The sequence below is a fragment of the Streptomyces sp. NPDC017936 genome, assembly GCF_044328485.1.
Classification (GTDB): Bacteria; Actinomycetota; Actinomycetes; order Streptomycetales; family Streptomycetaceae; genus Streptomyces.
Window position 1 is genome coordinate 286,539 of sequence record NZ_JBIRHK010000001.1, and the last position, 25,711, is coordinate 312,249.

The following is a 25,711-nucleotide window of genomic DNA, read 5'->3' on the forward strand; positions in this document are numbered from 1 at the left end:
AAAGTCCGGGACGGCGAATACAACCCCTATTTCCTCCCCCGATCCAGCGCCCGTTCCGGATTTCACAAGGAGTCGTCCAGAGGCTGTGCAGAAGGCATTCAGCCCGCCTCCCCGAACCTGGCTGGGTCCAGCCAACGCAGTGCTGCGGAAGCCCGCTCGGCGGGCGTGGCACGTTTCGGATCGGGAAGGTCGAGCATGCCGTCCAGTCTCACTGGCATACCCACTGAATTCGATGTCATCGTTATCGGGGGCGGCCCGGCCGGCGCCACCACCGCCGGACTTCTCGCCAAGCGCGGCCACAAGGTGCTGATTCTCGACCGAGAGCGTTTTCCGCGTTACCACGTCGGTGAATCGCTTATCCCGGTCGTGATGGCCCCCATGGCGGAAATGGGGCTGACCGAACGGCTGGAACAGCGCGGATTCGAGCGCAAGTACGGCGGCACGTTCGTCTGGGGAAGCGAGCAGGCGGCCTGGGACTTCTCCTTCGTCGACGGCGGCGAGTACCCGTTCGCGTACCACACGCGGCGCGCCGACCTGGACTCGGTGATCCTGGACCGGGCGCGGGAGCTGGGGGCGTACGTCGTCGAGGACGCCACGGTGAAGGAGCCCGTCGAGGAGGACGACCGGGTCACGGGCGTGCGCTTCACGGTGCGCGGCGGCAAGGAGACCTACGAGGTCAGGTCCTCCATGGTGGTGGACGCCTCGGGCCAGGCGCGCGTCCTCACCCGCAAGTACTCGGAGATCCACTGGCACGACAAGCTGCGCAACGTCGCCGTGTGGACGTACTTCGACAACTGCGAGCGGCTGCCCGGCGACCAGTACACCAACATCCTGATCGAGGGCATCGAGAACGGCTGGTTCTGGGGAATCCCGCTCGACAAGGGGACGGTCAGCGTCGGTTTCGTGACGCCGAGCACGGTCGCCGGCGACAGCGACCAGGGCCTGGAGCAGCTCTTCCGCGACGAGGTCGAGAAGACCACGAAGCTCAAGCACATGCTGCGCGACGCGCGCCAGTCGGCCGGTTTCCGCAGCGCCCGGGACTGGTCGTACACGAACCAGACCGTCTACGGGAAGGGCTGGGCCGCCGTCGGCGACGCGGCCGCGTTCGTCGACCCGCTGATCTCGACCGGTGTCGCGCTGGCGACGACCGCGGGCAGCATCCTGTCCCGGGTCATCGACAAGGTGCTGCAGTACCCGGAGATCGAGGAGGTGGCGCTCAAGCGCTACGCCACCGCCTACCTGAGCTTCTTCAACGAGGTCCGTTCCTTCGTGGAGCGCTTCTACGACCGGTCGCTGAAGAAGGAGGACTACCACAAGCTGGCCCAGTCGATCATCGACCCGGAGCAGAAGAACACGCCGGCGAACGACTTCGTCACGCTCCTGGCCGGCCTGCGCGGCAAGCACCTCGCCCTGGACATCACCGTCGACGACCTCGTCCCGCAGACCGAGCCCTCCGCCACCGCCGGGAACTGAGCGACCGACCGCCCCTCAACGGGAAGGAAGAACTGGTGCACGGCAAGAACTCCGCCTCCGCGGCGACAGACCGGTACGACGTGGTGATCCTCGGCAGCGGCATGGCCGGCGGCATGCTGGGCGCGGTGCTCGCCCGCAACGGGGTGAAGACCCTCATCCTCGACGCGGGCACCCACCCGCGCTTCGCGGTGGGCGAGTCGACCATCCCGTACACCTCGGGCATGGCGCGGCTCATCGCCAAGCGTTACGACGTGCCCGAGCTGAAGGCCCTGTCGCACTACAAGGGGACCATCGAGGAGATCTCCCCCAACTGCGGCCAGAAGCAGAACTTCGGCTTCGTCTACCACCGCGAGGGGCAGCCGCAGAATCCGCAGGAGATCAACCAGCTCGTGGTCCCGGTCGACCTGCGCACCGAGACCCACCTGTTCCGCCAGGACGTCGACGCGCACCTGTTCCACGTCGCGCTCACGTACGGCGCCGACGCGCGGCTCGCGACCCGGGTCACCGAGATCGACGTCGACCCGGACGAGGGCGCGGTCCTGCGTACGGAGCACGGCGAGGAGTTCCGCGCCTCGTACGTGGTCGACGGCAGCGGGTTCCGCTCGCCGCTCGCGGAGAAGTTCGAGCTGCGCGAGACGCCCACGCGCGCCCGGACCCACTCGCGCTGTCTCTTCACGCACATGATCGGGGTCAAGCCGTTCGACGACTCGCCCACGGCGCAGCAGCACGACCAGCCGAGCCCCTGGCACCACGGCACGCTGCACCACGTCTTCGACGGCGGCTGGCTCTGGGTGATCCCGTTCGACAACCACGACGCGGCCCGCAACCCGCTGTGCAGCGTCGGCCTCACCCTGGACCCGCGGAAGTACCCGAAGGGCGACACGCCCCCGGAGCAGGAGTTCCAGGACTTCCTCGCGCGGTTCCCCGAGATCGCCTGGCAGTTCGAGGGCGCCAAGACGGTCCGTCCGTGGGTCTCCACCGGCCGGCTGCAGTACTCGGCCAAGACGGTCGTCGGCGACCGCTACTGCCTGACGTCCCACGCCGCCGGCTTCATCGACGCGCTGTACTCGCGCGGCCTGGCGAACACCCTGGAGCTCGTCAACGCGCTGGGCTGGCGGCTCATCGCCGCCTCCCGCGACGGCGACTGGTCCAAGGAGCGGTTCGCCCACGTGGAGGCCCTGCACCAGGGGCTGTTCGACTTCCACGACGACCTGGTCTACAGCTCGTTCGTCGGCTTCGGGCACTACGAGCTGTGGAACGCCGTCAACCGCACCTGGATGCTCGGGACGATGAGCGGCAACATGATGGTCGAGGACGCCTACTACCGGTTCAGCGAGACCGGCGACCCCGACGTCTTCCTGGAGACCGAGCGGTCCGGGAACCCGGGGTCCCCCCTGCCGATCAGCGAGACCTTCGTGCGCATGGGCAAGCTGACCCGTGAGCTGTGCGAGGCGGTCGAGGCCGGGACCGTCGAGCCGGGCGACGCCGCCGCGCGCATCCACGAGTACATCCAGAAGGAAGTGGACTTCATCGCGCACGCCGACAAGTTCGGCTCGCCGGAGAACCGCTGCTTCAACATGACGCGGGAGCGGATGGAGGCGGCCGAGGAGTGGTCGCGCACCCAGGCGCCGCCGGAGATCGGCAAGCGCATGCTCAACGCCGCCCGGGGCATGGCGCTCGCCAAGGAGGCGGAGGCCGGGGCCGGTTCCGCGGACTACTGATCCCGGTCCCCGAACCCGGCCCGCCGGGGGCGCTGTCGCGGCCCCGGCGCCTCCCCCCGCCGGACGGCCTCGTGGACACCCCCCTTCCCCACGAGGCCGTCCGGCGGTCCGGAACCGGAGGGCCGGAGCCCTTCCCCGTCCGCATCCCTGCCGACCGAGGCGAGTGAGGAACCATGTCGCACCAGCGGTACGAAGCCGATCTGCGCCGTCTGTTCGCCGGATTCCCCACGGGCGTCTCCGTGGTGACGGCGCAGTCCCCGGACGGCACCCCCTGGGGGATGACGTGCACGTCACTGTGCAGCGTCGCCCTCGACCCGCCCACCCTGCTCGTCTGCCTGCGCGCCGGCAGTCCCACCCTCGGCGCGGTCCTGGACAGCGGGTCGCTGTCGGTGAACCTGCTCCACCAGCACGCCCGGTCCACCGCCGAGCTGTTCGGCTCGGGGGCCGCGGACCGGTTCGACCGGGTGCCGTGGGCGCCGGCCCGGCAGGGCGGGCCGCACCTGACCGAGGCGGCGCACACCATCGCCGACTGCACGGTCACCGCCGAACAGGCCGTCGGCGACCACACGGTGGTGATGGCCCGCGCCACGCGGGTCACCTCCCTGCGCCGGCCGATCCCCCTGCTCTACGGCATGCGCCGGTACGGGTCCTGGGCGGAGGACATGGAGAACGGCTTCCTGTCGTACGACTTCATCTCCTGACGAATGCGGCGGAGGGAACGGCAGACCATGGACGTCCCCGTGATCCATCCGTATCCGATGCCCGGTCCGGACCCGGCCGTCGAGAACAGGGTCGACTGGGTCGCGGACCCCGAGCGGGCCGCTCTGCTCATCCTGAACATGCAGGGCTTCTTCCTGCGGCCGTACGCCCGCGGCACGTCACCGCTCGACGCCCTGCTGGCCAACTGCTCGGCCCTGCTCCACACCTGCCGCGGGCTGCGCGTGCCGGTCGTCCACACCGTGCAGCCCGGCACCCAGGCGCCGGGCGAGCGCGGTCTGCTCACGGACTTCTGGGGCAAGGGCCTCGACGACGTCCTGGAGGACGCGGCCATCGTGAGCGAGCTCGCCCCGGACGTGAGCGGCGCCGTGCTGTCCGCCTGGCGCTACAGCGCCTTCTTCGGCTCGGGCCTGGAGCGGCAGCTGCGGCGGCTGGGCCGCGACCAGCTCGTGATCTGCGGCGTGTACGCGCACCTGGGCTGCGTCACCACGGCGGTGGACGCGTTCAGCCACAACCTCGAGGTGTTCCTCGCGGCCGACGCGGTCGCGGACTTCAGCGCCCGGGAGCACCGGGCGGCGCTCGCCTGGGCGGCGAGCTGCTGCGCGGCGGTGAAGACCACCGGACAGCTCACGGCGGAGCTGCTGCGCGCCGCCCCCGCGTACGGGGCATGAGGGGCTCCCCGCACGGACGCCTCCCCGTGCGGGGAGCCCCTCCGTCCCCGCTCGACAAGACCATTCCGCGGGGCTACTATTTTTACATGTACAAAAACTCGGCACGAGAGGAACGGGCCGTAAGCCCCGGAGGGGTCCTGTGGACCGTCTCGGTGGCCCAGCTGATGGTCTCGCTCGACGTCTCGGTGGTGAACGTCGCTCTGCCGTCGATGCGCACCGCGCTGGGCTTCGACGAGTCGGGACTGTCCTGGGTGGTCAACGCCTACACACTCACCTTCGGCGGACTGCTGCTCCTGGGCGGACGGGCCGCCGACCGGTTCGGCCGCAGGCCACTGCTCCTGATCGGTCTCGCGCTCTTCGGCGTCACCTCGCTCCTGGGCGGTCTCGCGCAGGACCCGGGCCAGCTGATCGCCGCGCGTGCCGTGCAGGGCGTGGGCGCGGCGCTGATCGCCCCGGCCGCGCTCGCGGTCCTGACGACGAGCTTCCCGGCCGGGCCGCAGCGCGGCAAAGCCTTCGGGGTGTACAGCGCCGTCACGGCCGGCGGCGCCGCCGTCGGCGTCGTGGTGGGCGGTCTGCTCACGGAGTACCTGAACTGGCGCTGGGTCATGCTGGTGAACGTCCCGATGGCGGTCGTCGGCATGTGGCTCGCGCGGCGGCACGTGGCGGCGGCCGGTGCGGGCGACACCGCGCGCAAGCTCGACGTGGTCGGCGCGGTCCTGGCCACCCTGGGCACGTCGCTGCTGGTCTTCGCGCTCGTCAGGACCGAGACCGAGTCGTGGGGTTCGACGAGCACGATCGCCGGTCTGGTCGTCGCGGCGGTCCTGCTGACCGGCTTCTTCGTCTACGAGGGCACCGCCGCCAAGGAACCGCTGCTGCGGCTGCGCGTGCTCACCAACCGGTCGGTGGCCGGCGCCAACCTCTACATGATGATGGTCTCCATCACGATCTTCACCTCCTTCTACTTCGTCTCCCTCTACCTCCAGCAGGTCCTCGGGTTCGGTGCGCTGAGCGCCGGCCTCGCCTTCCTGCCGTTCTGCCTCGGTCTCGTCGTGGGGTCGCTGTACGCGGTGAAGCTGCTCGCCCGGTTCTCGCCCCGGCAGCTGCTCATCGTGGGCGGGATCATCGGCGCCGTCGGGATGTTCTGGTTCAGCCGGATCAGGCCCGACGGCACCTTCCCGGCCGATGTCCTCGGTCCGTCCCTGGTGACCAGCTTCGGCATCGGCCCGCTCCTCGTCCCGATCGCCAACGCGGCGACCGCGGGGGTCGCCCCGAACGAGGCCGGCATGGCGTCGGGCCTGCTCAACAGCGCGCGTCAGCTCGGCGGCAGCATCGGCCTGGCCGCGATGAGCACGGTCGCGGCCGCCGCCACCTCGGACGCCTCCGCGTCCGCCTCCGCCGCTTCGCGGCTCACCGACGGGTACGGCAGGGTGTTCGCCTCCAACGGCGGTCTGCTGGTCTTCGCCGTCCTCGTCGCCGTGTTCCTCCTCCCCCGCACGAGCGCCGGCCCCGTACCGGGCCCGGCGGCCCGCAAGGACGCCGGACGCACCCCCCGTCCCGGCGCGCGCAAGGAGGAGGCGACCCCGGCGGAACGGAACTGACGCCCCTCGTCCTCACCCACCACCCGACCGGCCGCGCAGGGGCACCCGCGCGGCCGGTCCTTCGTGTGCACGGCCTCGCCCGCGCCCACCGTCCGCTCCCGGACACCGCCCTCTCCGGGCACCGGCCCCTCCCGCACACCCCGCCGGCCGCGGGGAGAGAACGTCCAGCACTCCTTCAGAGGGCTCCGCGCAGACTGGAGCCGTCACGGCGCAAGGAGGTGCACACGGATGGTGCTGGTCGAGCGGGATCCCCAACTCGCGCAGCTGTCCGACCTGTTGGAGAACTGTCTGCACGGAGCCGGCAGCGTCGTCGTCCTCCGGGGCCCGGTGGCGGTCGGCAAGACGGAACTGCTGCACACCTTCGCGGAGCGGGTGGCGGGTCCCCGGGTGCGCTTCCTCGGCGCCGCCGCCTCGCCGACCGAACGCCACCTGCCCTTCGGCCTCCTCAGCCAGCTCCTGCACGGCGCCGACGCCGGGTACGCCCGGCGGGCGGCGGCCGTCATCGACGGCGGGGCCCGTGCGGACGGCACGGCCGGCCCCGAGGTCCTGGAGGGCGTCTCACGGGTCTTCCTCGACATGAGCGCCGAGGAGCCGCTGCTCATCGGGGTGGACGACGTCTACCACGCGGACGCCGATTCGCTGCAGTGCCTGCTCTTCCTCGCCCGGCGGCTGCGCCGGTCGCGCGTCATGATGGTCCTCGGCGACCAGGACCGCTCCGGCGCCCGGCACGCGCACCTGCGCACCGAGCTGTCCCGCCACCCGTACTGCACGCAGATCCGGCTCGCCCCGCTCACCAGCGACGGCGTCGCGGCACTGCTCGCCCACGACCTCGACGCGCACGTGGCGCACAGCCTGGCCTCGGGCGCGTTCGCCGTCACCGGCGGCAACCCCCTGCTCGTCAGGGCGCTGGCCGAGGACTGGGAGGCGTCCGCCCGCTCGGCGGTGAGGGAGCCGCCCACCGGTCTGGTGGTGGGCGACCGCTTCGCCGAACGGGTCGTGAGCTGTCTGCACCGCCTCGAACCGGACGCGCTCGCCGTGGCCCGGGCCGTCGCCGTGGTCGGCGAGACGCACCGCACGGAGTTCCTCGCCCGGCTCGCCGGAACCGGCGTCATCGAGGCCCGCGCGCTCGTCGAACTGCTCGACGAGTCGGGTCTGCTGCACCGGGGCCGCTACCGGCACCGGGCCGCCCAGGAAGCCGTCCTGCGGGACTTCGGAGCGCCCGGGCGCGTCGCGTGGCACCGGCGCGCCGCCGCGATGCTGCACGCCGAGGGCGGCCGCTCCACCTCGATCGCCCACCAGCTCATCGCCGCCGGGGACACCCGCGAACCCTGGGCGCCGGACGTGCTGCGGGAGTCCGCCGCCAGCGCCACGGCCAGCGGCCAGGTCGACTTCGCCCTCGACTGCCTCGAACTGGCCCACTCCCTGGCCGACGACGAGCAGCAGCGCGCCGTGAGCCGTGCGGTGCTCGCCGAGGCCGAGTGGCGCGTCGCGCCCGCCCGCGTCGTGCGCCACCTCGGCCCGCTCGCGGACGCGGCGGGCCGCGGTCTGCTGACGGGGCACCAGCCCCTGGCCGTGCTCGAGTACCTGCTGTGGCACGGCCGGGTGGACGAGGCGGGCACGCTGCTCGACCGGCTCGCCGCGACGGCGACCGGGCCGACGGCCGCCGGGCTCGGTGCCGTGCGCGCCTGTCTGGAGCTGTGCTATCCCGCCCGGCGCCGCCGCGCGGGCGCCGGCGCCCCGGCCGCCGCGCCCGTCGACCCCCGCGCCGCCCCCTCCCTGGTCGGCACCGTGCTCACCGCGGTGCGGGGCGACGTGGCCGTGTCGGGCGACCACCTCTGGCAGGACCTGCGCACCGACGAGCCGCTCTCCCGGATCGCCCTGGCCCTGCTGGCGCTGGCCAGGCCCGAGCGCCTGGCGACGGTCGCGCCGTGGTGCCTGCCGATGCTCGCGGACGCGGCGGGGCACGACGGCCCGCGGTGGCAGGGCCTGTTCACGGCGGCGCGCGCCGACGCGGCGCTGCTCCAGGGCGACCTGCGGGCCGCCGGCGAGCTCGCGTCCGCGGCCCTGGACGAGACGTCCCGGGCGCACTGGGGCGTACTGGCGGGCGCGCCGCTCGCCTGTCTGCTCACCACGGCGGTGGAGACCGGGCGCGACGAGGACGCCGCCGCGTACCTGAACGCGCCGGTGCCGGCCGCGCTGCTCGAGACGCCGTTCGGCCTGCGCTACCTGCGGGCGCGCGGGCAGTACCACCTGGCGGTCGGCCGGCCCTACGCCGCGCTCAGCGACTTCCGGACCTGCGGCCGGCTGCTGCGCGACTGGGAGGCCGACGGCCCCCGGCAGCCGCCCTGGCGGATCGACACCGCCCAGGCCCTGGTGCACCTCGACCGCCGGGACGAGGCGCGCGCGCTCCTGGAGGAGCAGCTCGACGGCCTCCCCGCCGACGACGAGCGCTCCCTCGGCCGGGCACTGCGGCACCTGGCCGCGACGCTGGAGCCGCACGAGCGGCCGCCCCTGCTCGACGACGCCGCACGGGCCTCCCAGGCGGCCGGCGACCGGGTGGAGTTCGCCCACGCCCTCGCCGACCTCGGCAACGCCTACGCCGCGAACGGTGACGGGCGGCGGGCCAGGCCGACCCTGCGCCGGGCGTGGCGGGCGGCGCGGGAGTGCCACGCGGAGCGCCTGGCCCGGTCCCTGCAGCCGGGCCTGGCGGGTACGCCGCCGGCCGGGGCGGCCTTCGCGGAGCCCCGCCCCGGCGGCGAGCGCGCGGCGGAACTCAGCGCGGCCGAGCGCCGGGTCGGGGCCCTGGCCGCGCACGGTCACAGCAACCGGCAGATAGCGCAGCGGCTGTGCATCACGGTGAGCACCGTCGAGCAGCATCTGACCCAGATCTACAGAAAACTCCAGGTGCGCCGCCGCACCGATCTGCCGGTCTTCTGGGAGACGCCGGAAAACACGACAGGGGCGGAACCCTTACTCGCGGAAGTGTTTTCGGATTCACCCCCCTATTCCCCCTAGAGGACACGGTGACCGCCTTCACAGAAATTGGGGTATCCGCAGCCACGGATCATTCAACTAGGCTTAATCCGCGACTGTTTCACAGAGCATCGAGAGCCTTTCCACCGACATGAGCGAGGGGCAGTGAGAATGATCCTCGGTGAAGACACGACCCCCTGGGCGGCATCGCGGAGCGGACCGACCATTCTCGGCGTCGGAACCGCGACCCCGGATTCCTCCTATTCCCAGCAGGATCTCCTGGACCTGTACGGCATCCAGGACAGCAGGATCCGTTCCGTCTTCCTCAACAGTGCGATAGACCGGCGTTTCCTGAACGTTCCGCCGTACGGTGACGACGGCCGGCCGCGGGCGGAGACCCAGGGCGAACTGCTCGCCAAGCACAAGGCCCGGGGCACCGACATGGGCGCCCGTGCGCTGCAGTCCTGCCTGAAGCGGATCGGGGCCGCGGTCAGCGACATCGGCTACCTGGTCTGCGTGACCTCCACCGGTCTGCTGACGCCCGGTTTCAGCGCCCTGCTCATCCGGGAACTGGGCATCCCCACCGACTGCAGCCGCCTCGACATCGTCGGCATGGGCTGCAACGCCGGCCTCAACGCCCTCAACGCGACCACCGGCTGGGCCTCGGCCAACCCGGGGAAGATCGCCATGATGGTGTGCATCGAGGTGTGCTCGGCCGCGTACGTCTTCGACGGCACGATGCGCACCTCCGTCGTCAACAGCCTCTTCGGCGACGGCTCCGCGGCGATCGCCGTCTCGCACGACCCGGAGAAGCCCGGCCCGCAGGTGCTGAAGTACGCCAGCTGCATCGTCCCCGACGCCGTGGACGCCATGCGCTACGACTGGGACGAGGAGCAGGGCAAGTTCAGCTTCTACCTGGACCGCGACGTGCCCTACGTGGTGGGCGCGCACGCCGAGCGCGTCGTGTCGTCCCTGCTCAGCGGGACCGGGCTGCGGCGCAGTCAGATCGCCCACTGGCTGGTGCACTCCGGGGGCAAGAAGGTCATCGACTCGGTGTCGGTGAACCTCGGCCTCACCCGGCACGACGTGCGGCACACGACCGACGTGCTGCGCGACTACGGCAACCTCTCCAGCGGCTCCTTCCTCTTCTCGTACGAGCAGCAGATGCGGGAAGGCGTGACGCGCCCCGGCGACTACGGCGTCCTCATGACGATGGGCCCCGGTTCGACGCTCGAGACGGCGCTCGTCCGCTACTGAACGGCCCCCGCGCCGCACCCTCCGTTTCCCGGCTCCTCTCCGACACGCCACCCACGACCAGGGACTCACACATGTCTTCCTCGGACCTCGCCCCCGCCCCGTCCCCCCACACCCTCGAGATCGACAGCACCCGCCCCCTGTGCCCCCTGCTGGTCGCCGACGTCAACGCGCTCTGCGACCGCCTGGAGGACGCGCAGGGCACGACGAGCGCCGTGATCCGGCTGCACGGCACGGGCCCGGCCCGGAACTGGCCCGGTGACGTCGGGATCGACGTGGTGAGCCGCTGGGAGAAGGCCCTGCGGCGGCTCGAGCAGGGCCGCTTCGCCAAGATCGTGACCGTCGAGGGCTACTGCAGCGGCCCCGCCCTCGACGTGCTGCTCACCGCCGACCACCGCATCGGCGCGCCCGGCCTGCGGATCGCCGTGCCGGTGAACAACGACGGCGTCTGGGCGGGCATGGCCGTGCACCGCCTCACCAACCAGCTCGGCGGGCTGCACGCCCGCCGGCTCGTCCTGTTCGGCGCCGAGCTGTCCGAGCAGCGGGCCCTGGCCGTCGGGCTGATCGACCAGACCGCCAAGGACCCGGCGGCCGTCGCCGCGCGGCTGGCCGGGCGCTTCGCCCGGCTGGACGCCGCCGAGCTCGCGATCCGTCGGCAGCTCGTCCTCGAGGCCGGGGTGACCGGCTTCGAGGAGGCGCTGGGCAAGCATCTCGCCGCCTGCGACCGGACGCTGCGCCGGACCAGGGGCGAGTTCGCGGGCGCCCGCGGCAACGCGTGATGAGCGGCACGGAAGGAGTGGGGAGCATGACGGTGTCTCCCGTACCGGGCGTGGCGCGGTGGTCCGCGCAGGCACCGGTCCTCAGCGGCTCCCTCAGGGCGGACGCCGACGCCCTGAGGGCGTACACGGCCGAGGCCGAGAAGGTGCTCGCGGAACTCCCGGCCAAGGCCGGGCGCGATCCCGGCCAGCAGCAGCTCGCCGCCGAGGTGATCGACGACCAGCGGCGCCTGCGCAGCGCCTTCATGGAGCGGCACGCCGAGCGGGTCTACCACGAGCTGACCGGGGGCCTGCGGGAGCAGCGCTCGCTGTCCGAGCTGGTGCTGGCCGCGTCCGAGGCCTTTCCCGGCCTCACCCCGACCGAGGCGCAGATGGCGGCGGAGCGCGCGTGCGCGACGCAGGCCGACAAGGACGGGCGGGAGATCGACCAGGGCATCTTCTTCCACTGGGTGCTGCGGTCGCCGCAGGCCGGCCCCCATCTGATGCACGCCCTGCTGCGGCCCACCCTGCGCGCCCGGTCGCTGCTGGGCGAGTTCGACCGGACGGGGAACCTCGAACTGGGCACCGTACGGCTGGAACGGGTCGACCGGGCGGCTCACCTCACCCTGTGCAACGGCCGTTTCCTCAACGCCGAGGACAACCAGCTCGTGGACGACCTGGAGACGGCCGTCGACCTGGCCCTGCTCGACGACCGGGTCGAGGTGGGGGTGCTGCGCGGCGGGAAGATGACCCACCCGCGCTACCAGGGCCGCCGGGTCTTCTGCGCCGGGATCAACCTGGTCGACCTGCACCAGGGCCGGATCTCGTTCGTGGACTTCCTGCTCCGCCGCGAACTCGGCTACCTCCACAAGCTGATCCGCGGAGTGCGGGTCGACGGCGCCTGGCCCCGGCCCCTGGTGGAGAAGCCGTGGGTGGCCGCGGTCGACGGCTTCGCCATCGGCGGCGGCATGCAGCTGCTGTTCGCCGTCGACCACGTCGTCGCCGCCGCCGACTCCTACTTCAGCCTTCCGGCGGCCCAGGAGGGCATCGTGCCGGGCATGGCCAACCTCCGGCTGACCGCGCTCGCGGGCGGGCGGCTGTCGCGGCAGGTCATCCTGTCCGGCCGCAAGCTCTGGGCGCACGAGCCCGAGGCGGGGGCCGTCTGCGACGAGGTGGTCGACCCCAAGCTGATGGACGCGAGCGTCGAGGCCGCCGTCGCCCGCCTGGCGAGCCCGGCCGTGGTCCCGAACCGGCACATGATCAATCTCGCCGAGGAGCCGATGGACCACCTGCGCGCGTACGCCGCCGAGTTCGCACTCGAGCAGTCGCTGCGGCTGTACAGCGCCGACGTCATCGACAAGGTGGACCGGTTCAGCGCCGGCGCGTCCCCCGAGCGGCGGACGGGAAGCGGCTCGTGAGGCCCGTCGACGCGATGCTGGAGGTGCTGCGCGACGAAGGCGTGACCCGCGTCTTCGGCAACCCGGGCACGACGGAACTCCCCTTCGTCGAGGCGGTCACGGCGGCCCCCGACCTCCAGTACGTCCTCGGGGTGCAGGAGGCCTCCGTGGTCGCGATGGCCGACGGGTACGCCCGGGCCACCGGCCGTCCCGCCTTCGTCAGCCTGCACATCGCCGCCGGCCTCGCCAACGGCCTGGTCGGGCTCCTCAACGCCACGCGCTCGCGGACGCCGCTGGTGGTGACCGCGGGACAGCAGGACCGCCGCCATCTGGCGCACGACCCCATGCTCTCCGGCGACCTGACCGGGATCGCCCGCGCGGCGGTCAAGCACACCTTCGACGTCCAGCACGCCCACGACCTCGCGGGCATGCTCCGGCGGGCCTTCGCGCTCGCCGTCCAGCCGCCCGCGGGCCCGGTCTTCCTCTCCGTCCCGATGGACCTCCTGGAGGAGGACACGCCCGTCGCCCCGCCCGCGCCGCGGTCGCACCTCGGCGGCCTCGGTCCCGCCGCCGGATGGCCGGAGGCCGCCGAGCGGCTCGCCGCCGCGCGGCGCCCGGCGATCGTCGCCGGCGACGGGGTGGGACGCGACGACGCCGTGGCCGAGCTGGTGGCGGTCGCCGAGGCGACCGGGGCGACCGTCTTCCACCAGCCGATGCACGACGGCGTGGACTTCCCCACCGTGCATCCGCTGTACGCGGGCATGCTCGACGCCCGCTACTCGGCGATCCGGGCCGCCCTCGAGGACCACGACGTGGTGCTCATCGCCGGCACCCGGGCGTTCATGGCGCACCACTACGAGCCGGGTTCGCCGATTCCCGCCGGCACGGCCGTCATCCAGCTCGACGACGACCCGGGCGAGCCGGGGCGGACCTTCCCCGTCGCGCTCGGCCTGGTCGGCGGGGTCCGGACCACGCTGGCGGCGCTCGCGTCGCAGCTCGCCGGGAAGGTGCCGGAGGCGCCGTCGCGCGCCGAGGCGATCGGCCGGGTGCACGAGGCCGCCCGCGCGCGGGTGCGCGAGCGCGCGCTGCGGCGCCGCGGCGACGCCCCCATGGACCCGCTGGCCGCCGTCCACGCCGTGGTCCGCGGGCTTCCGGCGGGCTGCGTCGTGGTGGAGGAGGCGATCACCAGCGGGCTGCTGCTGCGCAGCGTCCTGCCGCTGGAGCGTCCCCGGTCCTACGTCCACACGGTGGGCGGCGGGCTCGGCTCCGGCATCGGCGCCGCGATCGGCTCCCGGATGGGGGATCCCGGCCGCCCGGTGGTGGCCGTGCTCGGTGACGGCTGCACCCTGTTCGGGCTCCAGGGCCTGTGGAGCGCCGCCCACTACCGGGTCCCGGTCACCTTCGTGGTGATGAACAACGGCGAGTACCGCACGCTGAAGGAGACGGCCGCCCGGCGCGAGCGGAGCCGGGCCGCCCGCCGCAGCGCCGGCGGCCTGCAGCTCACGCCGCCGCGGCTCGATCTGACGCCCGCCGCGGGCCTGTTGGGCCTCGCGGACGGAACACCGGGCACCCCCGACGGCCTGGATCTCACGCCGCCGGAGCTCGACTTCACCCGCGTCGCCGAGTTCTTCGGCATCACCGCGGTGCGGGCCCGCTCGACGGACCACCTCGCCGAGGCCGTGGCGCGTGCCGCAGCGGGAGCGGAGCCGGTCCTCATCGACGTCCCCGTCACGAGCCACGCCGACAGTGCCTGACGGGCGTGCGGACGGACCCGAAGACGACATCGGAACATCAGGAGGAAGCCATGACGAGCCTGGTCGACACGGTCGGGCCGGCCGGGACGGTGTTCAGCGACGGCTGGCGGTCCGCGTCCGGCGACGCCGTCGTCGAGGTGACCGAACCGGCGACCGGGAAGACGCTGGCCCGGGTCGGTGTCGCCGACGCCGCGGACGTCGCGCGGGCCGCGGCCGGGGCGGCGCGGGCGCAGCCGGCGTGGGGCGCCCTCCCCGCCGCCGCCCGGGCGGCGGTGCTGCGGCGCGCGGCCGCCGTGCTGGAGGAGCACCGCGCCGAGGTCGTCCGGTGGCTGGTCCGCGAGGGCGGCGCGGTACGGGCGAAGGCGGAGACCGAGATCGCGGACACGGTGGAGGAACTCCTGCAGGCGGCGGCGCTGCCCACCCAGCCGCACGGGCAGGTCCTGCCGTCCGCGCCGGGCCGGTCCAGCGTGGCCCGCCGGGTGCCGCTGGGCGTGGTCGGGGTGATCAGCCCGTGGAACGTGCCGCTGCTGCTCGCCCTGCGCGCGGTGGCCCCCGCGCTCGCCCTGGGCAACGCCGTGGTCCTCAAACCGGACGTCCGCACCCCGGTCTCGGGCGGCCTGGTCGTGGCGCGCCTCTTCGAGGAGGCGGGGCTCCCGGAGGGGGTTCTGCACGTGCTGCCGGGCGACGCGGTCGCGGGCGGCGCGCTGACGGCCGACCCGGCCGTGGCGATGGTGTCGTTCACCGGCTCGACCGCGGTCGGCCGGGAGGTGGGAGCCGTGGCGGGACGCACCCTCAAGCGGGTCTCGCTGGAGCTCGGCGGCAACAACGCGCTGATCGTGCTCGACGACGCCGATCTGGACGCGGCCGCGGCGGCGGGAGCCTTCGCGTCCTTCTTCCACCAGGGCCAGATCTGCATGGCGGCGGGGCGGCACATCGTGCACGCGTCGGTCGCCGGGGAGTACGTGCGCCGGCTGGTCGAGGAGGCCCGGCGGCTCACCGTCGGCGATCCGTGGACCGACCGGGTCGACCTGGGCCCGGTGATCGACGCCCGTCAGCTGCGGCGCGTCCACGGCATCGTCCGCGACAGCGCCGCGGCCGGCGCCGAAGTCCGGTGCGGCGGCGTCCCGGACGGGCCGTTCTACCCGCCGACCGTCCTGACCGGGGTCACCCGGGAGATGCCCGCGTTCACCGAGGAGATCTTCGGTCCGGTGGCGCCGGTCGTCGTCGTCCGCGACGACGACGAGGCGGTGGCCGTCGCCAACGACACCGACTACGGCCTGGTGGCGGCGGTGCGGACGGGCTCGGCCGAACGGGGGCTCCGCCTGGCCGACCGGCTGCGCACCGGCATGATCCACGTCAACGACCAGACCGTCAACCACCAGGCGGTGGTGCCCTTCGGCGGCTTCGGCGCCTCGGGCAACGGCGCCCGGCACGGGGCGCAGTTCGCCTGGGACTCGTACACCCAGTGGCAGTGGATCACGGCCCGGAGCGACGGGCCTGCCTGACACCGCCCCCGGGGCCGCGCCCCGTGCGACGACGGAGGAGGGCGCCGCCCCCCCGGGGGCGGGCCCCCCCCCGCGGCCCCCCCCCGGGGGGGGGGGGGGGCGTGGGCCCCCCGGCGCGGGGGGCGGGCGGGGGGGGGGGGGGGGGGGGGCCCGCCCCCGGGGGGGGGGCGCCCTCCTCCGTCGTCCCGGCTCACGGGGTGGGTGCTAGGGGGCGTCCGCGGGGCTGAGGCCGGTGAGGACGACGCCTCCGTCCGGGTTGCGCCGGCCGGCGAAGCCGGAACGCAGGAGGGCGCCTCCGCGGCCGGGCGCCGGGCCGTCGCCGATGACGTCGAAGGGCAGGGTCCGCCCCCGGGCGCACACCTCCCCCGGCTGCCCGCCGCGGAGGTCCTCCCCCAGGGCTCCGCGCACGCTCAGCCGTACGCCCGGGGCCGCCCCGACCACCGGGCTCCCGCCGCAGGACGTGCCCTGTTCCGCGGGGTGCGTGCTCACCGCCCACGGCAGCACGCTCCCGCCGGGCGCGAACTCGGCGCGCAGGACCGTGGTGGGCAGGATCTCGGCGTGCCGGGCCACCAGCCCGGGTGCGCACGGGGCGCCCACGAGGAGGACCATCCGGGGCCGCGGCGGGCGGGGTTCCCGCGCGAGGGCGTCGAGCACGTGCGCGTACTCCTGCGAGTCGTACACCGCGACGGCCCCGTCGAGACCCGCGACGGGGGCGTCGGGCCGCGCGTCGAGGGTGCTGCCCGAGCCGAAGGCCCACCACATCGCGGACAGGGTGGCCGGCCCGGTGGGATGTTCGGCGACGACGACCGTCCGGCCGGCGGGTCCGGCCTGATCGGACCTGGCGGCCATCGCCAGGTGCCAGGCCCGGTGGTCCACGAGGTGTCCCGAGCTGCACGCCCCGTCCGTCCGTGCCGCCAGCAGGTAGGCCGGCTCGGCGGGCGCGGAGCGCGGCAGCGCCCGGTCGACGGGGCGCGCTCCGAGCCGCTTCCACAGTTCGGCGTCGTCCACGGCGAACCGCCGGCGGCGGGCCTGCTCCCACACCGCCTGGGTGGCGCGGCTGCACAGCACCGTGTCGGCGCCGCTGACCACGGCGATCCGGCGGGTCTGGCCGACGGTGAGGCCGGCGGGCACCGGGACGCACACCCCGCCCGCCTTCATGACCGCCAAGTGGGCCACGAGCGCCTGCCGGTGGTCGGCGCAGTGCACGAGGACCGGGTCCCCGAGCTGTACGTCGGCGCTCAGCAGCGCCGTGGCGAGCTGGGCGGAGAGGAGGTCGGCCTTGCCGTACGAGAGGGTGTAGGGCCCCTCGCGCACCGCGACGGCCCGCGGGTGGCGCCGGGCGGCCCGGGTGAAGAGTCCGTCGAGTGTCCGGACCGACCCGGTCTGGTGATCCTGACGGCGGGTGCCTGGGCGGACGGATTCCCCGAGTTCGGCCGAGAGCATGTCTGCTTCTTCTCCTTCTGGTCCTTGTCCCGCTTCCGCCGGCTACGCGGCGGGGGTGACGGAGGGGGAGCGGTCGGACGGCCCGGGCGTGGTCTCCGGCACGATCACGGGCTTCGCGTACGTCCGGGTCAGCACCGGACCGGTCATCGCGGTGGTCACCAGCGCCATGACGACCATGAGGGAGTACAGGCCGCCGTCGAGCAGCCCGGCCTGGAGCCCGACGCCGAGGATGACCAGCTCGGTGAGGCCGCGGGTGTTCATCAGCGCGGCGAGCGCCGTGGCGGCCCTCGCGGGCAGCCCCGTGCTCCGGGCGCCCAGGTAGGTCCCGCCGAACTTGCCGAGCACGGCGACCGCCAGGACACCGGCCAGTTCGGCGATCTGCGCCCAGCCGAACTGCCTGAGGTCCACCTTGAGTCCGGCGACGACGAAGTAGACGGGCAGGAGCACGGAGGTCACGGTGCGGGTGCGCTGCATGAGGTCGGCGCGCAGCCGGTCCGCGTCCTCGCTCGGCATGATCAGGCCGAAGAGGAAGGCGCCGAAGATGTAGTGCATGCCCATGGCCTCGGTCGCCGCGCCGCAGAGCAGGGCGCCGACCAGCACCAGCGCGTACCACCAGGACGCGGCGGGCCCGCGGCCGTCGCCCCGGAGCGTGCGGCGCAGCCAGGGGCGTACGACCAGGACGAGCACCGCGACGAACGGGATCATCAGGGCCACCCGCCAGTGGGCGCCCCCGCCGCCGATCGCGGCCTGCACCCCGGCCAGGGCGGTCCAGGCGACGATGTCCACGAGGGCCGCCGCGGCCAGCGCGATGCCGCCGAGCGTGGTGCCGGTGAGCTTGCGGTCCGTGAGGATCCTCGCCAGCACGGGGAAGGCCGTCACGGACACGGCCAGGCCCATGAAGACGATGAAGGCCGCCTTCTGGTCGGTCTCGTGGTGGCGCAGCAGGAGGTAGCCGAGGCCGGTGCCGAGGACGAACGGCACCGCCGTCGATCCGAGGCTGACGACCGCGGCCATCCGCCCTCGGCCGCGCAGCGCCTGGCGCTCGATCTCCAGTCCCACTCCGAACATGAACAGGGTGACGCCGACGTCGGCCATCGCGCTCAGCAACGGCCGTATCCCGTCGGGGAACAGTGCGTCGGAGACCGCTCCGTCCAGGAGCGTCGGCCCGAGGAGCACGCCGGCGAGGATCTCGCCCACCACGGGCGGCTGTCCGATCCTGGTGGCGAGGTGCCCGAGTGCCTGGGCCAGGGCGAGGATGAACGCGAGGTCGAAGAGGAGCAATGCCACCTGATTACCGTCCATGGCGACCACTCTCCTTCAGCCGCCTACAGATGCTCTGAACGGTCTCTAACGCCCGCGACGCCCCGCCGGGGGCCGGTCACGGGTCCCCGGCCCCGGGCATGCGAGGCGCCCCGTGACCAGGGGGAGGTGTCACGGGGCGCGGTAACGCGGGGGACCCCCGGGGGGTCCCGTGGCCCGGGGCGGACCGGCGTCCGGCGTCCGGGCGAGTGCCACCGGGGCGGGGGCCGTCCGTACGCCCCGGGCGTGCGGACGCGGCGAGGCCGCCGTGGCCCGCGTCGCACCCCCGGGGGCGGGACGGTCCCGGTCCTCAGGCGACCGAGGCGGTCGCCTGCAGCAGACGTGCGACGGCGGCGCTGCGGTGGGTCAGCGGCTCGCGCTCGGCGCACTCGGCCGCGTAGAGCCGCATCAGCTCGTGGAACCGGTAGGTACCCCGGTCGTCCTCGACGAGCAGGTGGCGGCGCGCGAGCAGCCTCAGCGTGCCGGCCGCCTCCCGCTCGCCGGTGCCGGTCAGCTCGGCCGCCGCCGACACGGTGATCGTCCCGTCGCCGAAGAGCCCGAGGAGCCGGAACATCCTCGCCGCCTCGTCGGGCAGCGCCTGGTACGCCGTCTCGAACAGGGCGTGCAGGCTGGTCGAGGCGTCGCCTCCCGACGCCAGCCGGTCGAGCCGGCCGTGTTCCTCGGCGAAGCGCTCGACGAGCGCCGTCAGGGGCACGTCCGGGTTGGCGGCCAGTGTCTCGGCCATGATGCGCAGCGTCAGGGGCCGTCCGCCGGACAGTCCCACCAGCCGCCTGGCCACGGCCTCCTGACGCAGCAGCCGGTCCCCGCTGAGACACCGCAGCAGGGCCAGGGCGTCCTGGGTGCCGAGCGGGTCGAGCCGGAGCAGATGCGCGCCGTCGCGGACGGCGAGCCCGCCCAGGCGCTGTCGGCCGGTGCTGAGCACGCAGGAGGAGCCGCCCGGGATCAGCGGCCGCAACTGGTCGGCGCTGAGCACGTCGTCGAGCATCACGAGGACCCGCTTGCCGTGCAGCAGGCTCCGGTACAGCGTCGCGCGGCTCACGGGATCCGCGGGGATGCGGGCGTCGTCGACCCCGAGGCTGCGCAGCACCTGGAGCAGGGCCTGGGAGGCGCTCAGCGAACGGCCCTCCATGCTCGTCCCGCGCAGGTCGACGTAGAGCTGCCCGTCCGGGAAGTGCTCCGACAGCCGGTGGGCCAGTTCGAGCGCGAAGGCGCTCTTGCCCACTCCGGCCGGGCCGTCGATGACGACGATGGGCGTGGAGGTCCCCCGCCTGTCGTTCTCGGTGAGCAGCCGTGCCAGGTGCTCCAGTTCCCGGTGACGCCCGACGAACCCCCTGGCCACGGGGGGAAGCTGGGCGGGCCGGGGGGTCTCGGCGAGCACCATGCGGGGCGCGGCGGGCTCCGGGGCGGCGGTCCGGGCGCCCCCGGCGACGACGGCGCTCGCGCGGGCGGCTCCGCCCGGGGAGAGTGGGCTGCCGGTCAGGATCTGCTGGTGCAGCGTGCGCAGTTCGGCGCTGGGGTCGATGCCGAGCTCGTGCCGCAGCAGCCGCCGGGTCTCGGCGTAGACCTCCAGGGCGTGCGCCTGGCGTCCGCACCGGTACAGCGCCGTCATCAGCAGCCAGCGCAGCTTCTCGCGCAGCGGCTCCTCGGCCACGGCGCCGAGGAGCACGGTGACCGCCTCGACGGGGCGGTCCGCCGCCAGCATGTCGGCGGCCCACTCCTCGACGGCCGTGAGCCTGAGGTCCTGGAGCCTCGTCCGCTCCATCGCCGCGAACGGGCCGGGAACGCCGGAGTGCGCCTCCCCGTGCCACAGGGACAGGGCGGACTCGGCGGTCTCCAGCGCCTCCTGGAGCCTGCCCTCGGCGCGTGCGCGCCGCGCCTGGGCGTGGCGCTGGGCGAAGAGCGTGGCGTCGACCGCCTCGGGATTGGTCTGCAGCGCGTATCCGCCGGCGGTCGAGATCAGCAGTTCGCCGCTCTCGCGCCGGCTGCGCTGCGGCTCGAGGATCCGGCGGAGTCCGGCCACGTAGGTGTGGACGCCGTTGGCCGCCGTCTGCGGGATGTCTCCGCCCCACACCGCGTCGATGATGTGATCCACGCTGACCACGTCGTTCGCCCGGCCGGCGAGCAACGCGAACACGGCTCGCTGCTTGGGTGGTCCGAGGACGACCTCTCTTCCGTGCCTCCAGGCACGGACCGGACCGAGCAGTTGCACTTCCAAGGGCTCCCCCGCTGTCGGCATGGCCCCGTCGCCTCCTGAGATCGTGGTCACGGTCACCGGATCCGCTCCTGCCGGTGGTTCAGACGTACAGACGCTTCTCGGGCGCGGCGTCCGGCGCCGCCGCCGCGCGTTCGGCCGCGGGCGCCACCAGGCACCCGGCCACGCACCTGAGCTTCTCCCTGGTCTCCTCCAGCTCCCGCTCGGGGAGGGACTGTTCGACGACGCCGGCGCCGGCCTGCAGCCAGGTCTCGCCGTTCCGGCGGAAGACGCTGCGCAGGGCGAGCGCGGCGTCCATGGAGCCGTCCTGCGCCAGCGTCATCACCGTGCCCGCGTAGGGGCCGCGCTCGCGCGGTTCGACGGCCGTGATGGCGTCGTACGCGGGGTGCTTGGGCACGCCCGAGGCGGTGACGGCGGGGAAGACGGCGGCGAAGGCGTCCCAGGGGCCGGCCTCCCGCGGCATCCGGCCCACGACCCTGGAGGCCAGGTGCTGCACGGAGCCCCGCTCCTTGATCACCATGTACTCCTGGACGACCACCGTCTCCGGCTTGCAGGGCCCGGCGAGTTCGTCGACGGCGACCTTCACCGAGATGGCGTGCTCGTGGAGTTCCTTCGGGTCCGCCAGGAGGTTCTCGCGCAGCCGCCGGTCCTGGTCGGCGTCGCCGGTCAGGGCTCTGGTGCCGGCCAGCGGCTGGCTGGAGACGGTGCCGTCGGGCTCGACCTCCACGACGGTCTCCGGGCTGAATCCCAGGGCCTGGAGGCCGCCCATGTTCAGCAGGTAGGAGCGCGCGGGGGTGTTGGCGCGGCGTCCGGCGAGGTAGCTCGCCGTGAAGTCGACGTCGGCGGTGACGGGGACGATCCGGGAGACGACGGCCTTCTGCAGTTTCCCGGCGCGTATGCGGTCCACGACGGCGGCCACGGAGCCGCGGTAGGCGTCGGCGCCCGCCTCGATGTCCACGTCGACGGGCCGGCCCCGGGGGGCCGCCTCCGGCTCCAGGCCGGTCAGGGTCTTCTCGACGAGGGCCATCTCCTGCGGGTCCAGACCGCGCACGAGCGCGTGGTTCCCGGACAGGCGCGTCTCCGTCCGCGGGACGACGAGGTGGAGCAGGACGTCGTTGTCGACCGGACGGCCGGCGACGGCGTAGGCGAGCTCGAAGGCGCTCCAGCCGTAGGCCCGCCAGTCGGCCAGCTCCAGGCCGTCGAGGAACTCGCGGACCTGGGCCAGCGGGTCGCCCTGCCAGGGGCGCTCCACGGTGGTGCCGTCCTTCGTACATCGCACGGTGTCCGGCTTGAGTATGACTTCGGCCGCCGTGCCGCCGGCCACCGACCAGCCGTCCGCCGCTTCGTACACGACATAAGTGGAAAACAGGCCCGACGCGGCGAGACTCGTCGCCGCGACCAGTGGCTCGACACCCGTGCGCACGGTATTCGTCTGGTACGACAGAACCACGGTTCTTCCTCCTTGGAGCTAACGACCGAAATTGACCACTACAAGGGCGGAAAACACTCGACCGTTCCTCCGAGGAGAATTCAAGGAGGTGGTGAAGTCCATGTTACGGGAAAGTCATCACGCGATGATTCCGCAGGCGGCGACCAGCCCACCAGCGCAGCCCGAAGGGACATTTGGGCATGCGAAAACACCCCGTGAAGCCTTGTTTCACAGGAGGCCGACCGCCAGAAACACCATCACCCCGGCGGCTGAATACCCCTGTGACTCCCGCTTGCAAACCCCAAGAGCGGCCGAACCGAGGCCGACTCTACCCAAGGACTTATCTCCGCATCAACAACATTCCATGACACCTTCGAGACTTTACCGTGGCTTGACTTTCCCTCGCTCGACAGACATTGCGCGCAGCGCCACTCTGGCTGAATTCAATTCCCTCCACGGAAAACGATGTGGAGGCGGCCCGGTGCTTTTGCACGGGGGATTGACCGGGCCGCCTGGCCCCGTCCGCCGCACCGGGTGACAGCGGTGTGCGACGGAGCCCGTCCCATCCGAACGCCGAGCCCCCTCCCTCGGGTTTTTATACTTGTAAGTCGTACGCGTACAATAACTGTAGCCCGGACTCCTGCCGTTGTCACCCCCGCCCCGAACGACCCAGCACAACGCAGTGATCCGGCCGGCGGTCGGAGCGCGGACGGACGGCTCCACGACTCGGATGGGAGAACCAGGGATGAAGCCCCGGAACGGGCGCAAAGGCGGCGCGCGGCAGTCCGCGCCCCTCTCGCAGGAGGCCATCGTCACGGCCGCGCTGCACATCCTCGACAGCGAGGGACCCCAGCGGCTGTCGATGCGACGGCTCGCCAAGGAGCTGTCCATCACGCCGATGGCGCTCTACCACCACGTGCGCGACCGGCACGAACTGCTGCTCCTGCTGGTCGCCCACCGGTCCCGGAGCCACGCCCGGCCGGTCCTGCCGGAGGATCCGCGCGAGAGACTCCTCGCGGCCGCCCAGCTGCTCCACGACGTCCTCGCCCAGTACCCCTTCCTGAACGAGATCCTGGCCTCCCCCGACCTCCTGGCCGTGTCCGCGCTGTGGGTCATGGAGGCCCTCCTCGACGCGGCGGTCGAGTGCGGTCTCACCCTCGAGGAGGCGGCCCAGGCGCATCAGGCCATCTGGCACTTCACGGTCGGCGTCCTGCTGATCCGCACGACCAGCCGCCGGCACCACGCCGAACTGACCCGCCCCACCCGGCGCGAGCAGGCCTTCGCCACCCTGTCGTCCGACGCCTTCCCCCGTCTGACCTCGCTCGCCGACCGCTGGTCCTCGCTCACCGCGCGGGACACCCACCGGGAGGCCCTGGAGGACATCGTCGAGGGACTGCTCGGCGGACGTCCGACACATCCGGGAGAACACGCATGAGCATCGAGACGGCACCCATGATCGGGATCCTCGGCGGGTACGGGCGCGTCGGCGCGGCCGCGGCCCGCTTCCTCGCCGACGGCGGCGGCTACCGGCTGCGGATCGGCGGACGCTCCGCCGACCGGGCCTGGCGGTTCACCCGCCGGCTCGGCGACTGCGCCGAGGCCGCGGTGGTCGACGCCCGCGACAGCCAGAGCCTGATGCACTTCGTCCGGGGCTGCGACACCGTGCTCGACTGCTCCGGGACCGCGTTCTCGCTCCGCGGCCGGGTCCGCGCCGCGGTCCTCGCGGCCGGCGTCCACTACGTCGGCATGACGGACGACGGCGGCTCGCGCACCCCGTCGGGGCCGTGTTCGGCCGTGCTCTTCACGGGTCTTTCGGGCACCCTGGCCGGCTGGGTGCCGCGCTGGCTGGCCGACGGGCTCGACTCCGCGACCCGCTTCAGCGGCTGGTGGGGCGGCCTCGGCGCGATCCCGCCGCACACGGCGGTTTCCTGTCTGCTCGGCAAGCGCCGGGCGGTCGACCTGCCCGGCGACGGGCACCCCGAGGACTGTCCGACGTGCGACGGCCAGGGCTCGCGGGGCGAGGAGACCCTCGACGTGCCGCAGGCCCTCGCGTCGCCCGCCGAACCGCCCGCCCACGCCGTCGCCGTCCGCCGCGTCCTCCCCGAGGAGCTGCGGCAGCAGGCCTACCTGCTGCGGCTGCGGGAGGCCCGCTGGCACGAGGTGCTCAAGGGCCCCGGAGTGCCCGCCTTCCTGGACCGGTTCGCCCTGCGGGGGCCGGCGGCGGGCGAGGACCGGGCGCTCATGGCCGCCGCCCGGGAACTGGCCAGGGCGAGCCTGCGGGACGCGGCCGGGAGCTCCCCGTACCAGGTCATGTACGGCACGCTCGACGGAACGAGGGCCGACGGCGCCGGCGTGCGCAGGAGCGCGCTCCTGCACTGCACGGACGTGACCGGACTGGTGGGGGTGTTCGCCTCGATCACCGCGCACGAGGTCACGAGGGGCCGGGTCCCGTCGGGTGTCCACGTCATGGCGGCTACGCTGCCCCCCAGGGACACCGCCGACTGGATCGTGCGTCACCTCCCGCGGACGACGGCGCGGACGACGGAGGTCCCGACGGGCGAGCCGGGCAGGACGACGACGGCGCCGCCGGCCGCCCGGCGCCCCGGTTGAGGCCGCCACCGCCCCACGGCCGACGCCCCGTTCCGGATCCGGCACGAACAACAGGAAGACACAGGGATGACGTCTCAGACCCGACGCACCGGCAGAACCGGCCGCCCGCCCCGCTTGTCCCAGGAGGCCATCCTCACGGCGGCCCAGCGCCTCCTGGACGAGGAGGGGCCGGAAAACCTGTCGATGCGCCGGCTCGCGCAGGAGCTGTCGAGCACGGCGATGGCGCTCTACCACTACGTGCGCGACAAGGACGAACTGCTGCTCCTGCTGCTCGAACGGCACGCCCAGCGGTTCCCGCGCCCCCCGCTGCCCGACGATCCGCGGGAACGGCTGATCTCGGCGAGCCAGGCGCTGCACGACATCCTCGCCGAGTGCCCGTGGATCGTGGAGGTCCTCGCCTCCGACGACCTGATGGCCGTGTCCGCGCTGTGGATCGTGGAGAACATGATCGACGCCGGGATCCGGTGCGGGCTCACCCCGGAGGAGGCCGTCTACGCCTACCGCGTCATCTGGTACTACACGGCGGGCGAACTCACCATCCGGGTGAACCGCGAGCGGCACCGCGCCGGGCTCGAGCGGCCGCCGCACCGCGACAAGGCGTTCGCCGCCCTGACGCCGCAGGAGTTCCCCCGGCTCGCCTCACTCGCCGACCGGTGGGACGAGATCACCACACAGGACACCCACCGCGCCGGTCTGGTGGCCATCGTCGACGGACTGCTGTCGCGGGCGAGCGGGGCGCGGCAGGCGACATGACCGTGGGGCCCGCGCCCCCCCCCGCCGGGGGCCCGGGGGGGGGCCGGCCCCCCCCCCCCGGGGCGGGGCCGCCCCCCCCCCCGCGCCCCCGGGCCCCGGGGGGACCCTGCCCCCCCCCGGCACACG

General features: G+C 73.5%; 18 protein-coding genes. 14 read left to right on the forward strand and 4 right to left on the reverse strand.

The window, feature by feature from the left end; all coding sequences use genetic code 11:
* The first annotated feature begins 195 nt into the window (after nt 1-195).
* The 11 genes from ACH4F6_RS01150 to ACH4F6_RS01200 all read left to right on the forward strand — a co-directional run bounded on the left by ACH4F6_RS01150 (nt 196) and on the right by ACH4F6_RS01200 (nt 15,818).
* A complete protein-coding gene (locus tag ACH4F6_RS01150; RefSeq protein WP_397957705.1) occupies nt 196-1,473 on the forward strand; it encodes an NAD(P)/FAD-dependent oxidoreductase in 1,278 nt (425 codons plus the stop codon).
* A gap of 35 nt (nt 1,474-1,508) precedes the next feature.
* The gene (locus tag ACH4F6_RS01155; RefSeq protein WP_397957706.1) at nt 1,509-3,194 is read left to right on the forward strand and encodes an NAD(P)/FAD-dependent oxidoreductase; all 1,686 of its coding nucleotides are present in this window, start codon (nt 1,509-1,511) and stop codon (nt 3,192-3,194) included.
* Nucleotides 3,195-3,367: 173 nt separating this feature from the next.
* Nucleotides 3,368-3,895, forward strand: coding sequence for a flavin reductase family protein (locus tag ACH4F6_RS01160; protein WP_397957707.1), 528 nt, complete (start codon nt 3,368-3,370; stop codon nt 3,893-3,895).
* Between the two features lie 27 nt (nt 3,896-3,922).
* On the forward strand, nt 3,923-4,582 hold the full coding sequence (locus ACH4F6_RS01165; protein ID WP_397957708.1) for an isochorismatase family protein: 660 nt from the start codon (nt 3,923-3,925) through the stop codon (nt 4,580-4,582).
* Nucleotides 4,583-4,668: 86 nt separating this feature from the next.
* Entirely contained in the window at nt 4,669-6,180 is a 1,512-nt protein-coding gene (locus ACH4F6_RS01170; protein ID WP_397957709.1) for an MFS transporter, read from the forward strand.
* A 228-nt stretch (nt 6,181-6,408) separates the two neighbouring features.
* Nucleotides 6,409-9,195, forward strand: a complete 2,787-nt coding sequence (locus tag ACH4F6_RS01175) for an AAA family ATPase (RefSeq protein WP_397957710.1) — start codon at nt 6,409-6,411, stop codon at nt 9,193-9,195.
* Between the two features lie 129 nt (nt 9,196-9,324).
* Nucleotides 9,325-10,410 carry a 3,5-dihydroxyphenylacetyl-CoA synthase DpgA gene (gene dpgA, locus ACH4F6_RS01180; protein WP_397957711.1) on the forward strand — a complete coding sequence of 362 codons (1,086 nt, stop codon included), beginning with the start codon at nt 9,325-9,327 and terminating at the stop codon, nt 10,408-10,410.
* 71 nt (nt 10,411-10,481) lie between these two features.
* Entirely contained in the window at nt 10,482-11,186 is a 705-nt protein-coding gene (gene dpgB / locus ACH4F6_RS01185) for an enoyl-CoA-hydratase DpgB (RefSeq protein WP_397957712.1), read from the forward strand.
* A gap of 26 nt (nt 11,187-11,212) precedes the next feature.
* A complete protein-coding gene (dpgC, locus tag ACH4F6_RS01190) occupies nt 11,213-12,580 on the forward strand; it encodes a (3,5-dihydroxyphenyl)acetyl-CoA 1,2-dioxygenase DpgC (RefSeq protein WP_397957713.1) in 1,368 nt (455 codons plus the stop codon).
* Complete coding sequence (locus ACH4F6_RS01195; RefSeq protein ID WP_397957714.1) at nt 12,577-14,313, forward strand: thiamine pyrophosphate-binding protein; 1,737 nt, start codon at nt 12,577-12,579, stop codon at nt 14,311-14,313. The genes dpgC and ACH4F6_RS01195 overlap by 4 nt, the downstream gene beginning before the upstream one ends.
* Before the next feature lie 50 nt (nt 14,314-14,363).
* Nucleotides 14,364-15,818, forward strand: coding sequence for an aldehyde dehydrogenase family protein (locus ACH4F6_RS01200; RefSeq protein WP_397957715.1), 1,455 nt, complete (start codon nt 14,364-14,366; stop codon nt 15,816-15,818).
* Between the two features lie 204 nt (nt 15,819-16,022).
* On the opposite strand, the gene ACH4F6_RS01205 is transcribed toward ACH4F6_RS01200, so the two are convergent.
* The 4 genes from ACH4F6_RS01205 to ACH4F6_RS01220 all read right to left on the reverse strand — a co-directional run bounded on the left by ACH4F6_RS01205 (nt 16,023) and on the right by ACH4F6_RS01220 (nt 22,243).
* The gene (locus ACH4F6_RS01205) at nt 16,023-17,261 is read right to left on the reverse strand and encodes an AMP-binding protein (protein ID WP_397957716.1); all 1,239 of its coding nucleotides are present in this window, start codon (nt 17,259-17,261) and stop codon (nt 16,023-16,025) included.
* Nucleotides 17,262-17,303: 42 nt separating this feature from the next.
* Entirely contained in the window at nt 17,304-18,563 is a 1,260-nt protein-coding gene (locus ACH4F6_RS01210) for a cation:proton antiporter (RefSeq protein WP_397957717.1), read from the reverse strand.
* Nucleotides 18,564-18,870: 307 nt separating this feature from the next.
* Nucleotides 18,871-20,817 (reverse strand): BTAD domain-containing putative transcriptional regulator, encoded by a 1,947-nt coding sequence (locus ACH4F6_RS01215; RefSeq protein WP_397957718.1) that lies wholly within the window; start codon nt 20,815-20,817, stop codon nt 18,871-18,873.
* A 58-nt stretch (nt 20,818-20,875) separates the two neighbouring features.
* Nucleotides 20,876-22,243 carry a salicylate synthase gene (locus ACH4F6_RS01220; protein WP_397957719.1) on the reverse strand — a complete coding sequence of 456 codons (1,368 nt, stop codon included), beginning with the start codon at nt 22,241-22,243 and terminating at the stop codon, nt 20,876-20,878.
* A 724-nt stretch (nt 22,244-22,967) separates the two neighbouring features.
* On the opposite strand from ACH4F6_RS01220, the gene ACH4F6_RS01225 reads away from it, so the two are divergent.
* The 3 genes from ACH4F6_RS01225 (at nt 22,968) to ACH4F6_RS01235 (ending at nt 25,585) form a co-directional block, all read left to right on the forward strand.
* Complete coding sequence (locus tag ACH4F6_RS01225) at nt 22,968-23,657, forward strand: TetR/AcrR family transcriptional regulator (protein ID WP_397957720.1); 690 nt, start codon at nt 22,968-22,970, stop codon at nt 23,655-23,657.
* Nucleotides 23,654-24,832, forward strand: coding sequence for a saccharopine dehydrogenase NADP-binding domain-containing protein (locus tag ACH4F6_RS01230; RefSeq protein ID WP_397957721.1), 1,179 nt, complete (start codon nt 23,654-23,656; stop codon nt 24,830-24,832). Before ACH4F6_RS01225 ends, ACH4F6_RS01230 begins: the two co-directional genes overlap by 4 nt.
* Nucleotides 24,833-24,898: 66 nt before the next feature.
* A complete protein-coding gene (locus tag ACH4F6_RS01235) occupies nt 24,899-25,585 on the forward strand; it encodes a TetR/AcrR family transcriptional regulator (protein WP_397957722.1) in 687 nt (228 codons plus the stop codon).
* Nucleotides 25,586-25,711: the final 126 nt, after the last annotated feature.

What these genes read in the sequence shown, in the direction of transcription:
- ACH4F6_RS01150 (WP_397957705.1), top strand. Translation starts at nt 196, where the DNA reads ATGCCGTCCAGTCTCACTGGCATACCCACTGAATTCGATGTCATCGTT.
- ACH4F6_RS01160 (WP_397957707.1), top strand. Translation starts at nt 3,368, where the DNA reads ATGTCGCACCAGCGGTACGAAGCCGATCTGCGCCGTCTGTTCGCCGGA.
- ACH4F6_RS01165 (WP_397957708.1), top strand. Translation starts at nt 3,923, where the DNA reads ATGGACGTCCCCGTGATCCATCCGTATCCGATGCCCGGTCCGGACCCG.
- ACH4F6_RS01170 (WP_397957709.1), top strand. Translation starts at nt 4,669, where the DNA reads ATGTACAAAAACTCGGCACGAGAGGAACGGGCCGTAAGCCCCGGAGGG.
- ACH4F6_RS01175 (WP_397957710.1), top strand. Translation starts at nt 6,409, where the DNA reads ATGGTGCTGGTCGAGCGGGATCCCCAACTCGCGCAGCTGTCCGACCTG.
- dpgA (WP_397957711.1), top strand. Translation starts at nt 9,325, where the DNA reads ATGATCCTCGGTGAAGACACGACCCCCTGGGCGGCATCGCGGAGCGGA.
- dpgB (WP_397957712.1), top strand. Translation starts at nt 10,482, where the DNA reads ATGTCTTCCTCGGACCTCGCCCCCGCCCCGTCCCCCCACACCCTCGAG.
- dpgC (WP_397957713.1), top strand. Translation starts at nt 11,213, where the DNA reads ATGACGGTGTCTCCCGTACCGGGCGTGGCGCGGTGGTCCGCGCAGGCA.
- ACH4F6_RS01200 (WP_397957715.1), top strand. Translation starts at nt 14,364, where the DNA reads ATGACGAGCCTGGTCGACACGGTCGGGCCGGCCGGGACGGTGTTCAGC.
- ACH4F6_RS01205 (WP_397957716.1), bottom strand. Translation starts at nt 17,261, where the DNA reads ATGCTCTCGGCCGAACTCGGGGAATCCGTCCGCCCAGGCACCCGCCGT.
- ACH4F6_RS01210 (WP_397957717.1), bottom strand. Translation starts at nt 18,563, where the DNA reads ATGGACGGTAATCAGGTGGCATTGCTCCTCTTCGACCTCGCGTTCATC.
- ACH4F6_RS01215 (WP_397957718.1), bottom strand. Translation starts at nt 20,817, where the DNA reads ATGCCGACAGCGGGGGAGCCCTTGGAAGTGCAACTGCTCGGTCCGGTC.
- ACH4F6_RS01225 (WP_397957720.1), top strand. Translation starts at nt 22,968, where the DNA reads ATGAAGCCCCGGAACGGGCGCAAAGGCGGCGCGCGGCAGTCCGCGCCC.
- ACH4F6_RS01230 (WP_397957721.1), top strand. Translation starts at nt 23,654, where the DNA reads ATGAGCATCGAGACGGCACCCATGATCGGGATCCTCGGCGGGTACGGG.
- ACH4F6_RS01235 (WP_397957722.1), top strand. Translation starts at nt 24,899, where the DNA reads ATGACGTCTCAGACCCGACGCACCGGCAGAACCGGCCGCCCGCCCCGC.